The organism is Schaalia suimastitidis DSM 15538 (genome assembly GCF_000429105.1).
In the GTDB taxonomy this organism is placed as follows: domain Bacteria; phylum Actinomycetota; class Actinomycetes; order Actinomycetales; family Actinomycetaceae; genus Pauljensenia; species Pauljensenia suimastitidis.
In genome coordinates this window covers 22,367-34,981 of sequence record NZ_AUBF01000008.1, presented here as the reverse complement: position 1 = coordinate 34,981, position 12,615 = coordinate 22,367, and the positions used below count along the sequence as shown (strand labels likewise).

Sequence of the window (12,615 nt, the reverse complement as noted above, 5' to 3'; positions counted from 1 at the left end):
GCGGTGTGTGGCTGGATATGACCGTGATCAGGTCGAATATCGCGTCGAAATGGACTAGGTCGTTTGCAGGTTGCATGCGGTGGATGTCAAAACTGTCTGTCAGGTAACAGCCTGAGCATGCCCTAGTCGACATGTGAGAAACTGACACTGCTGTAGTCCCCTCAGCCTCAGAGGTGTGAATGTCGTCTCGAAATAGTGTCGGGAAATACGCGATCAGGAGCCGCATACCGGCGGCTGTCATTCTGGTCGTGAGCCTGGTCATTTCTGTACTCGCGATCATTCACCAGGGTGTGACAACCACCGAGGTTGATGTTGATGACGGCGGCATTTGGGTGACCAATGGTTCAAAGCGTTTGGTCGGGCATCTTAACTACGATTCGCGGACACTTGATGCTGCGCTTCGGACCCAAACTACGGATTTTGATATTGGCCAGACCGCAGATGTCGTCACCCTTACCGATCGCACCACACACACTCTGGCACCCATTGACGTCGCACAGGTGACCGTCGAAGCAGCAACATCGCTGCCACAAGGTGCTGTGGTCCACCAAGGTGGACAACGCCTCGGCGTACTCGACACAGCCGAAGGAAATCTCTGGACTACGCAAGCAGATATGCCGTCGGCAATCTCATTTACCGACGAAGCTGCTGTTGCCACTGGACTTGACAGTGGTGTCGTAGTGACAGCGGTTGACGGGACCGTTTTCGCTGCTTCAGCACGCAACCAGCTGCTTACGTCTGTCACTATCGAAGGCACGCTTGAACGTGTCACTGAAACCTCGCTGGACAATGTTGATAGTGCAGCGACACTCGATGTTACTGCGGTGGGAAACCAACCGGTCATTTACAACCACACCGCCCATAGTCTGCGCTTACCTGACGGACGAGCGGTATCCCTGACCGAATACGACATTCCAAAAAACCTTGTTCTTCAAGAGGCTGGACCGAAGGCCGACACGGTGGCTTTGGCCAGTGATTCGGCGCTCATCCTGGTCCCACTCGATGGCTCCACGCCACAGATCATTGAAGCCAACACCACTTCGACGCCCGGCATTGCGGCACCCCCAGTTCGCCACAAGAGCTGCACCTATGCTGCGTGGGGACAGTCGGGATCGTATTTGCGTGCATGTGACAACACTGCGGACTCAGATTCTTTGCAAGTAGACTCACTGCAAAATGCGAGCGAACCCCGTTTCCGCACCAACCGTACCCGTATTGTTCTTAACGATGTACGAGGCGGAGCAGTCTGGCTTCCTGAAGAAAAAATGGTCCTCATGAATGACTGGGATCAAATTGAATCAGAGCTCGACAAGGACGAACAACTCGAAGACTCCCCAGATCTTACCGAGGAAATTGCTGACCCACAGCGTCGAGAACAAAATACGCCCCCAGAGGCTCAAGATGACACATTCGGGGTGCGTCCTGGACGAACGACCACACTGCCAGTACTGTCGAATGACAGTGATGCGGACGGCGACGTCCTGACAGCACGGAATATCTCTGACCCACATTTCGCTCAAGTTGTCCGAACGCGAGGTGGTCGTGCCCTCCAAATAACGGGTGTACCTGACCACGCGACAGGTTCCACCACATTCACCTACGAAGCATCCGACGGACAAGCAGTCGACACAGCAACGGTCACAGTCAATATCCACCCGTGGAGTGTCAACAGTGCACCAGAACAACTACGCGATGCATCCATCAAGATCGGCGCACAAGCACAGATCGAATATAACGTCATCACTGACTGGCTAGACCCAGATGGGGACCCTATTTTCCTCGCCAACGCCCAAGCGTCAGATGGCCTCGACGTGCAATTCCGCGAAGAAGGCACGCTCGTCATACGTGATCTTGGTGCGACGCCCGGCCCGCACGCCATCGCATTGGAAGTGTCCGATGGCAGACAAACAGGGTATGGAACGCTTACCGTCAATGTTCAACCTGCGGGCAATATTGCTCCGATCGCAAATGCCGACTTCGTCGTCGCCCGCGCAGGTGAAACACTCCTCATTGAGCCATTAGCTAACGACACAGACCCTAATGGCGACCCCATCGCCCTTGTTGCGGTATCGCCAGCTCCCCCTGGTTCCACACTCACACCTGATCTTGATTTGGACACGGTGACCTTTGGCGCGCAGGCGCCCGGGTCCTACCAATTCACGTACACGGTGACAGATGGTCCGGCGACCGCGGTCGGAATGATACGTGTCGATGTTGTGAACGCGGACGACCAGGCTACGCCTGTTGCAGAAGACGACCTGGTTGTCCTTCCTGCAGGGGGGTCAGCGCTCAGTGCTCCGCTGAATAACGACTCTGATCCAGCTGGTGGAGTACTTGTCGTACAAAGGATCGTGGTCCCACAAGATCTTGGACTCGAAGTGTCGCTGGTCGATCGGCATCTGCTTCGAATCACTGCACCTTCCGGCCTTGAAAATGCCGTGTCGTTCCAATACTGGGTGTCCAATGGGACGCATACAGCATCGGCCCTGGTAACGGTTGTGCCCACAAGTGCGCTCGATACGACCAAACCACCTGAACTTCAGCCCGACCATGCCCGCGTCCGTGTTGGCGACGTAGCCTCAGTAAATGTTCTCTCTAATGATCGGTCCCCAGCAGGCTTAGCACTCACGATTGATCCAGTCCTTCAATACACGCCTGACCCTGAAGTGGGTACGCCATTTGTTACCGGTAATCTTGTGCGCTTAGAGGCAGGTACGAAAGCAGGCACATTGCACGTGTCCTACGTTGTGCGCGACAGTGCAGGCAATATGGCCACTGCGCTCGTCACATTCCAAGTTGTGCCGCTACAAGAAACAAATGCTGCTCCACGCCCACAAGCACTCACCGCATGGGCTGTTGCAGGCGAATCCACGAAAATCCCAGTTCCGCTGAACAATATTGATCCCGACGGGGATTCAGTCAGCCTAGTAGGTATTGAACAGTCGCCAACCAAGGGCACTGTGACTCTGGGAGTTGACTGGCTTGAGTACACGCCTGCGACAGATGTGACGGGCACCGACGTCTTCACTTACATTGTGGAAGACCGCCTAGGAAAACAGGCTGTCGCCAGGGTACGCGTCGGCATCGCCGCTCCAGGAGAATATAACGCGTCTCCTATCGCGGTACCTGACACTGTTTTGGCGCGACCTGAACGTCGCCTCACGGTACCTGTCCTGGCTAATGACATTGACACTGACGGTGACCCCATTTCCTTGCTGCCTGAAGTTGAGACAAATACGCCAGAAATAGACGCGCGCGTCAATCACGCCAGTATCACAATGACCACACCCGCTCAGGCGGGCACGTACCTCGTGTCGTACACCGTGAGCGATGGAAGAGGCGGTCTGGGCACTGGAACACTCACTGTCAATGTTGCTCCAGATGCAGAGCTGCAGCCACCTGTAGCACGCGACGACATTGTCTCTCTTGCCGATCTGCCTCCCGAAGGTGGTGACGTCACCGTTTCAGTGTTGGCCAACGACACCGATCCCGACGGCGATGCGGGTGCTCTCGTCGTGTCAACCCACACTGATGACGTCAACGTTGTTGACAACAAACTGGTTATTGTCCCGCAAGCGCAGCGTCGCCTCGTCGTGTACACAGTGACAGACCCCGATGGATTGAGCGCATCGGCACTGGTATCCGTCGCAGGTATCGACCGCACAAACCCCACCATTGACGCCTCCAAGGTCCCACTGAAAATGCGCTCCGGCGAATCAATGACGATCGATATTGGCGAATATGTTGTGGTCAGGCAAGGACGCAGCCCACGCATCCTTGACGCAACCACTGTGCGTCGATCAGTTGGCATCGAACCAGATATTTCGGTGTCAGGCGACAGGAGTATTACCTTCACCGCAACACCCGAATGGTCGGGGAAAACCTCAGTGTCATTCGCTGTCAGCGATGGGCCTCGTGATGACGATTCGGCATTGTCGGCAGTGCTGACAATGCCCATTGAAGTAACGGCAACAGAAAACCAACCCCCGTCATTGCGACCCACCCCCATTAGCGTGGCACCCGGTGAAGAACCCGCCACCTTCGACTTGTCGTTAATGGTCACCGACCCTGACGGCGCAGACCCCCGCGACTTCACCTACGCTTTGGCAGGTTCTCCTCAGGGGATTGACGTGACGTTGAATGAGCACACGCTTGAGGTTTCGGCTGGTGTAGACCACCCGAAGGGGCCAGCGGGCAATGTGGTGATTTCTGTTGATGACGGGTCAGGTGCAGTGGAAACGCAGATCCCGATTACAGTCATCGCGTCAACGCGCCCACTTATCCAGACATCTGACGCCATTGTCGAGGCCGCGCAGGCGGGTGGTACACAACGGATCGATCTGACCCACTACACAATGAACCCATTCCCCGATGTGCCGGTGCGGATAATGGATGCCTCGGTTCAATTGGGTGAAGGCACAGTGGATCCGCAGGGTTCGACACTGAATATCACCCCGTCAGCAGCATTCCGTGGTGAGATGACGGTGGTGTATCGACTGATGGATGCCACCGGTGATCCAGCTCGTATCGTTCAAGGTAAGGTTCGTTTGGCGGTAAAAGACCGTCCTGACGCTCCGACGATTACGGATGTCACACCAACAGGTCCGGGGACCGCAGTCGTTACTTTCCGACAAGGGGCTGATAACGGTTCGACAATTACGGGCTACACCCTGACCGCTACGTCGAGCGGCGCCACCTTTGAATGTGTAACGACCACTTGTACCGCAACCGGCCTTGAAAACGGGAATCGCCATTCCTTTACCGTGGTGGCACACAATCGCATGGGCACATCTGACCCTTCACCTGCGTCAGCCCCTGTTCTTGTCGATGTGCAGCCAGGGGAACCAACCGGTGTGGTGGCAATACCGGGTGACACTCAAATGACCGTGACATGGCAGGCCGCAGAGACGAAGGGCTCAGCCATCACGAAGTATGTCCTATTCATCAACGGAGGATCTGGAGGCAGCCGCACTGTTGAGGTTGATGGGCGTACGACTACGCACGTGGTAAGTGGCCTTGAAAATGGTGTTCCTTATGAGGTGTCAATCCAGGCCCACAATCGCTCCGAACAGCCATCAGCAGTATCGCAACCAGCACGAACCGTGCCCTATGGCGTGCCTGCTGGTGTGTCGTGGATCGGAGTGTCCGCCACCCAAGGAAATGGCGCTCAGTCGACCGTCACATTGAACTGGGATTACCTCAGTTCTAACGGCCCGGCATTGACCACTGTCCATGTGACCGTGGCTGGACAAACCCGCACATATTCCTCCGATGTTTCAACCTTGCCCACGTCAGATTCCTTCACCATCGATGCCGGCGAAAGTGTCGATGCCACATTCGTGGTGACAAACGGCGGTGGTGCAACTTCGATACCGCAAACCTTCCAATTCCAAGCCCTCGGCACACCTGCCGCACTTACAGGTACTCCTCGTCTGACACCAACCGGCACACACGGCCAGTTGCGTGTCGCTGGAGTCTCACTGCGACCAGGGAATGGGTACTCAGCAAGTCAATTAGCCTTGCAATACAGTCTTGATCAGGCCACATGGTTACCGCTGCAGAGCTCAACGATTCAGGTGAACTCTGACCAACTCACGACCGTGTACTTCCGGCAAGCCTCGACGGCTGCTGGCAGCAATACTGCAAGCCCAGCGATAAGCGCCACCGCACAGCCAACAGGGCCAATGGGGGCGGTGAACGTTACTCTGGTTCCAGGCGAACGGAAAGTGAGTGCATCGTGGACCGCAGATCCGGGTGCCGATTTTGCAGGGATCGAACGTATCCAGGTTTACGTTAATGGCGCACTCTTCCACACTGCTCAAGGGCCAATAAGTGCCACAGGTTCAATTGACATACCCGCCCAGCCTGGAACACCACTCACTGTGAAGGTGACCGGTACCAACAGGTCTGGAAATACGGCAACCTCACCAGAAAAAAGCGCCTACCCGTATGGGACGGTCACTGCTTCGGCCCGCGCCTGCACAGCTCAGGAACAGGAAAATCCTGCAATGACATGCGCACTGCTTGAAGTAAGCAGTCGTGACTGGCATGCTGTGACCGAATTGCGTTGCACAGTGACCGCTGGTCCAGCCAATGGGCAAACCTTCATCGTTGCGGCCAATAAGGAAAAAGCGTTGCCAACTCCGCTCATTCGCCTACCTTACGGTGACACCGCTTTGACAACCTCACTATCGTGTCGCCCGCGTTAAGACCTTGACTCACACCCCATCACCTTCAGGAGATAAACGATGGCAATCACCGCCGAAGATGCAGGCCGCTTTTCCCAGACATTCAACGGCCTTGTGCAAGGAGTGTCCCAAGCTTTGCTTGACAAAGAGCATGTGATTCGGCTTGCACTCACCACAATGTTTGCTGGCGGGCATTTGCTTCTTGAGGACGCTCCAGGGACAGGCAAGACCGCGCTTGCGCGAGCAATCGCAGCCACTATCTCCGGTACGAATTCACGTATTCAATTCACTCCAGACATGTTGCCAAGTGATATTACCGGCGTGAATATGTACGACCAACAAAGCAACCAGTGGCGTTTCCACAACGGCCCGATCTTTGCTGAAATCGTCCTTGCTGACGAAATTAACCGCGCGTCGCCGAAAACCCAGTCGGCACTCCTTGAGGTGATGGAAGAAGCTCAGGTGACCGTTGACGGTGTGGCACATGCGGCGCCAACTCCCTTCATGGTGATCGCGACACAGAACCCGGTGGAACAAGCTGGAACATATCCGTTGCCTGAAGCGCAACTTGACCGCTTCCTAATGAAGACATCTGTGGGGTACCCATCCCGAGGGGCCATGGTCGATATCCTCGAAGGCGCAGCAACCCCTGACCGCTCAAAGTTCCTCAAATCATTACTTGCCACAGAACATGTGGCACGTTTAGCTGCGCTGGCAGCACACAACCATATGGACCGGGCTGTTTTGGATTACGTTGCGGCCCTTGCAGAGGCAACGCGTGAAGATGAGACGAGTCTCCTAGGTGTATCCACACGCGGTGCGATTGGCATGGTGCGCTGTGCTAGAGTGTGGGCAGCCGCTCAGGGCCGTAACTTCGTTCTTCCTGACGACGTGAAAGCACTAGCAGCACCTGTGTGGGCACACCGCATTGTCGTCGACCCGGATGCCTCATTTTCAGGGGCAACCGCATCAGGTATTATCGCGCGGGCATTGGCAACCGTGCCATCTCCTGCAGTGGGCGTGTGATCTGGTGAATCAGCTCAAGAGAATTCATCGCCTCGTAATGCTGCGGCATGCGCTGCGGCAGGCTGGCGACCGAATTGTCAGCATCGGATGGATCGCTTGGGTACGTACACGCCTGGCGTGGGTGAGCCTCACAGGTTGGGCGGTACTGGCCTGCGCCATACTCGCGGCGCTGATCGCTCAGTGGTTCGGATGGGTCGAGGCTTATGCTTTAGCGATCTTCGCTCTTTTGTTGTTGTTTGTAGCGGCAGTGTGGGTCTTTGTTCCAAGCCCACATGCAGTGAAGGTGAGGCTACCGCAGTCCCGTATCGTTGCGGGACAAAGCGCGATGGGTGAGGTACGTGTCCGTAATACCCGTCATCGCCGCAGTTCGACCGGTGTGGTCGAACTCCCCGTTGGTTCCTCAGCGGTAGGCTTCATTGTTCCGCCGCTTCGTGGTCAACAAGAGTGGGAGGAGATTTTTTCAGTCGAGGCCCGCAAACGAGGCGTGATAACGATCGGACCGCCTCGCACCGTAAGAACCGATGCGTTGGGTCTACTACGCCGCTTACGTCAGTGGTCTCACGCGCAGCGCCTTCACGTGCATCCGAAAACAATCCGTGTCCCTTTTGACGCCACGGGTGCGTTGGTTGATGTTGAGGGTGTGACGACGGCACGTTTATCGTCTTCAGACGTGTCCTTCCACGCGCTGCGAGACTACGTCCCAGGCGACGATCGGCGAAATGTGCACTGGCCGACGACTGCGCGCACCGGACGCCTTGTGGTGCGGGTTTTTGAAGAAACCCGCCGAAGCCACCATCTCATCATGCTTGACACGCGTGTAGAACACTGGGCAGGGGAGGATTTTGAACTGGCAGTGTCCGTTGCTGCATCGTTAGGCTTGTCAGGCTTTACTGCTTCGCGCAAAATATCCTTCGCAACGTCACAGGGCTGGATTTCCACCTCGTCGCCTATGCGAATGCTTGACGAACTTGCCGAGCTTGAGGTGAGGATTGGCGCCAGCCTTCGACGTCGGCTACGTGAAGTGATCACGGCACGGCCCGATATTTCTGTGCTGACCCTGGTGGTTGGTCCGCTGACAACCGATGAAGAAATTGCGCGACTCAACGCGGTGATTGGTGCCAATATTGTCTGTGGCGTGCTTCGAATCGCCCCAGGAACTGCGATGCGTCGGCACCGACTTGGCGCAGTGTCCGTGGTGGATTGCCCGAGTCTGGATCACCTTGGTCGAATAGTGGCATTAGGAGCGTTATCGTAATGTTCCGTCGCCGTATAGTGCCTCAGCCGGGGTGGGTTTTTCTGGTTTTACTGGCCCTATTTGTCCCTGTCATCGTCGTCCACGAACCAGTTTTTGGTGGTTTCGTGGGCTTACGAGCGGCAGGATGCGGCGTCGTGGTTGGCTTGGCCATAGCAGCCGCAGCGCGTTGGTGGCGTTGGGATGCACTTTCGACCATTGCGGCTGTCCTTGCCTCATATTTCCTGCTGGGAGGTGTAGCCGCGCTCCCTGAAACAACACTTTTCGGTGTATTGCCTACGGCTCACACGCTCCAGCTCCTTGTGGTTCAGTCCGCTTATGCCTGGATGGACCTGTTGACGCTGACACCTCCGGCTGGGACCTACGTAGGTCCCGCGGTTCTTCCGTGGATCACGGGACTCGTCTGTGCCACCGTTTCGGGTCTTCTTACGGCCCGAGGCAAAATGATCGCTGGGACGATACCGGTGGCGCTCATGGGTATTGTCGGTATCGCATGGGGGGAATCGTCCAGCGAGCCGAGGCCGTTGCTGGCGATTGGGTGGGCCGCCTCGGTAATTCTGTGGTGGGCCTGGGCAGCGCAGCGACGGCGTTTCGACCGTGGTGTTGATGTGCGTATCGGCAGAGGTAACGGGGAGCATACGGGTAACACTGGTATTCATCAAGGCGCGTCGCGTAACGCGGTGCGCGCCGGACAACGCGTCATGGCGGGGATCCTTACGGTCCTCGTTGTTGGTGCTGGGTCCTTAGGTTACGTTGGCTACGTCAACGGGCCAACGAACCGCATTGTGCTGCGCGACCTCGTCGACCCTCCGTTGGATGTTCAGGAATATCCGACACCCTTAGCAGCCTTTAGACACTATTCAACCGACCTTGAACGTGAAACGATTGCGACCGTCGAGGGATTACCTAAAGACGCTCGCCTACGCATTGGCGTCATGGATGTGTATGACGGCACTGCCATGCGCATAAGCCCAGTGGGTGTGTACGACAATGGTGGATATACCAAGGTTGGGACCGAATTTCCTGAGCGAAATGTTCCTGAGGGTTCCGTTGAAGCGACCATTCACGTGACAACACATCGTCTCCTTGGCCCGTGGGTACCGTTGACCGGAACAGTGTCATCTCTGATCTTTGATGGAGCAGATGCTCGGAAGCAACAAAATGGCTTGCATGTGGACTTGTGGGCAGATGCAGCGGTGACGACGGCGCCGCAGGGTCCTTTGTCATACACGATGGAGACGATGATCGCTCCTACGTGGACTGATGGTCAACTTTCTGGCGTACAAGCAACACCGTACGTGGGAACCGAAACAGGTGTGCCGCCAGCGGTTGCGGAACTCGCCTCGACAATTGCCTCCAAAGAACAAGGCGCGCTAGCCCGCGCACGAGCGATTGAACGATACCTTGCTGAGGAAGGATTTTTCTCGAATGAGGGCAGCGCACAGTCGCGACCGGGGCACCGCACCGATCGACTGACACGGATGCTTGACAATGCGCAACTCATCGGAGATGACGAACAGTACTCAGTGCTGATGGCATTAATGTTGCACTCATTAGGTATTAACGCGCGTGTCGTGATGGGCGCGTATGCGCCGCAGGAAAGCGGTACGGTGGAGTTCCAGGGCGAGGATATACGTTCCTGGGTTGAAGTTCACTTTGACGGCGTCGGCTGGGCGGTATTTGATCCGACACCGCCGCGCGACCAAGTTCCGCAAACGGATGTGCCGAAACCGCGGTCAGTGCCACGTCCGCAGGTGCTGCAACCACCTGAGCCGCCAGAAGAGCCTGCCGAGATGTTGCCGACGATGGCTGATAAGGACGCTGACCCACAAGATGACGAGACCGCTCATCTGCCGTGGGCACTGATCGCAGTCAGTGGCAGCGCGCTCGTCCTGTTCCTGCTTCCCCTGCTCCTTATCCTTGTGTTTAAAGCGCGGAGACGTTCACGTCGCCGTAAAGCACCAGCGAGGGCAGCCATTGAAGGTTCATGGGCCGAGGTGGTGGACATGGCGATCGATGCAGGCCACACCGTCCAACCAGAGCTGACACGCCAAGAGACTGCGTGGATTCTGTCTCAAACATTGTGGGCCAGCCACACTGTGGAGGAGGCCCCATCGGCTCATACCTCTTCACGGTGGAGTATCGAAGGAACTGCGTTGCCCGGCACGGTGGCAGTTGCCAGGGCTGCTGATCGCGCGGATTTTGGGCCAGATGAGCCGACGACAGAAGTTGCCCACGCAACATGGAGTCAAGTGGAACAGTTGTCAGCTGAGCTTACTGGCGCATCGTCGTTGTGGGAGCGTCTTAGGTATACATTCTCTATTCGTTCGTTGCGCGAATATCACAAGCGTCAACGTGAACAGCGTAAGAAAGAACGACTACGCGACCGCACACAACGCCTCGACCATCAACGGCGTCATGCAGTTACCGCGGACGCGATGGGAACGCGGTCGAGGCGTAGGTGGTCAAAGAAGGGGAAGACACGATGACATCGCAGGGAGCAGTTGCACCTGAATTGAACGGGTATACGTGGGTTCGTCTGCTTGGCTCAGGTGGATTCGCGGATGTTCACCTGTATCGTCAGCATGTGCCTGCCAGGGATGTCGCCATTAAGGTGGCGCGTTTTGGCGGTGAATCCTCGGGTATTCGGGAGCTTCGCCGTGAGGCGAATGCGATGGCCACCGTGGCAGGGCATCCAGCGGTTGTTGAGCTGTTTTCGGCAGGAACCGCAGGTGACGGACGACCGTATTTGGTGATGGAATATTGTCCGGTTGCCAATATTGGTGCTCAAGTACGTGCACGTCCCATGGCTGTTGATCGAGCGATAGACACGATTATTCGCTTATGCGGTGGCGTTGAGATGATGCACAGGTCAGGGTTGGTACATCGTGACATCAAGCCCGGCAATGTTATGCTCGATTCCTACGGCAAACCAGTGCTTGGCGATTTCGGCGTTGCGGCGGAAATCGGCATGCTGAGCCCGGGTGGGCTAGACGGTTTTTCGGTGTTGTGGGCGCCGCCAGAACAACAACATGCGTCCACACACGCCCATCCCACGCAGGACGTGTGGGCTTTAGCGGCAACGTTGTGGACACTGTTGGTTGGCCGTAGCCCATTTGAAGACCCTGTTGGCGATAATTCTGCGGTGGCTATTGCGACGCGGGTGCGTTCAGGTGCTCTTCGTGCATTAGGACGTGGGGATGCGCCGCCTCATCTTGAAGTGGTGTTACGTGAGGCAATGCGTGTAGATCCATTGACACGTACACCGAGTGCTTTTGAGTTTGGTCGTGCGTTACAGCAGGTCCAAGAGATCATGGGCCGCCAAGTGACGCAGATGGAGCTCCGTGACCTGCCAATTGCTGGACGAGGTGGAGTCCCTGGAGGGTTGAGTGCCGACTCTTTTGACGATGCGACGCGGTTGCGTGGCATTGCGTCAATCGATGCAGAACGCACGCGCGTGAGTGACATTCCGGTTGTTGACTTTGCTGCTCATGTTCCTTCGGTTGTGGAAGACCAATGGACAGTACGTGAGGTGACGCGCGACCCTATTGACGACCGCAGAAACGGTAGTGTTAGCCAAACGAAGCATAGGAGGAGCTTGCTGACCGTGCTACTTCTTGTTGTGCTGGGTGCGGTCATTGCAGCAGGTTTGATCGTGGCGATGTTGACTGGTGGCGGTGGTATTGTTCTGCCCACTAGTGGGGATACCTCACCAGCGGAGGAGTCGTTGGAAGATATTGCTGCGCCTGCGCCAGCACCTGTGCGTGACATTAGTGGTGTTGTCCAAGAAACAGAGATTCATTGGACGTGGAAACGTGGCGAGGCGGTACCTGGCGAAGTGGAGACAGTGCCGACAGAGGACACGGCGGGTGTCGCGGGTGCTGATGAGCAAATAGCCGATATCCAAAATCAGGGTGTTGACGAGACTGCAGTGACCGTTGCGGGTGAAGTGAAAACGTATCTGTACACCGTTACGCGTCCCGACGGTGAAGAGGTTACGCGGTCAGTCAATGTCAACTACGCGAGTACCGAGGCGATGAGTGGCGAACATTGTATTGAGGTGATTGCAGTTGGCGAATCTGGGCGTCAGTCCAGTCCGGCAAGTACCTGCATTCAGGTCCCATAAGCGCTATCCGAACACCGTATTTT

Annotated in this window: 5 protein-coding genes; all 5 read left to right on the top strand. The window is 56.4% G+C overall.

The window, feature by feature from the left end:
• Positions 1-179: 179 nt before the first annotated feature.
• Genes G438_RS10580 through G438_RS0103615 form a run of 5 tightly spaced genes read left to right on the top strand, consistent with a single transcriptional unit; the run spans position 180 to position 12,592 of the window.
• A complete protein-coding gene (locus G438_RS10580) occupies positions 180-6,209 on the top strand; it encodes an Ig-like domain-containing protein (protein ID WP_084403033.1) in 6,030 nt (2,009 codons plus the stop codon).
• Between the two features lie 39 nt (positions 6,210-6,248).
• Positions 6,249-7,214, top strand: a complete 966-nt coding sequence (locus G438_RS0103630) for an AAA family ATPase (protein ID WP_026460199.1) — start codon at positions 6,249-6,251, stop codon at positions 7,212-7,214.
• Between the two features lie 37 nt (positions 7,215-7,251).
• Positions 7,252-8,469, top strand: a complete 1,218-nt coding sequence (locus tag G438_RS0103625; RefSeq protein WP_051259254.1) for a DUF58 domain-containing protein — start codon at positions 7,252-7,254, stop codon at positions 8,467-8,469.
• Complete coding sequence (locus G438_RS10575; protein WP_051259253.1) at positions 8,469-10,955, top strand: transglutaminase-like domain-containing protein; 2,487 nt, start codon at positions 8,469-8,471, stop codon at positions 10,953-10,955. The genes G438_RS0103625 and G438_RS10575 overlap by 1 nt, the downstream gene beginning before the upstream one ends.
• Positions 10,952-12,592 carry a serine/threonine-protein kinase gene (locus G438_RS0103615; protein WP_026460197.1) on the top strand — a complete coding sequence of 547 codons (1,641 nt, stop codon included), beginning with the start codon at positions 10,952-10,954 and terminating at the stop codon, positions 12,590-12,592. The genes G438_RS10575 and G438_RS0103615 overlap by 4 nt, the downstream gene beginning before the upstream one ends.
• Positions 12,593-12,615 lie beyond the last annotated feature (23 nt).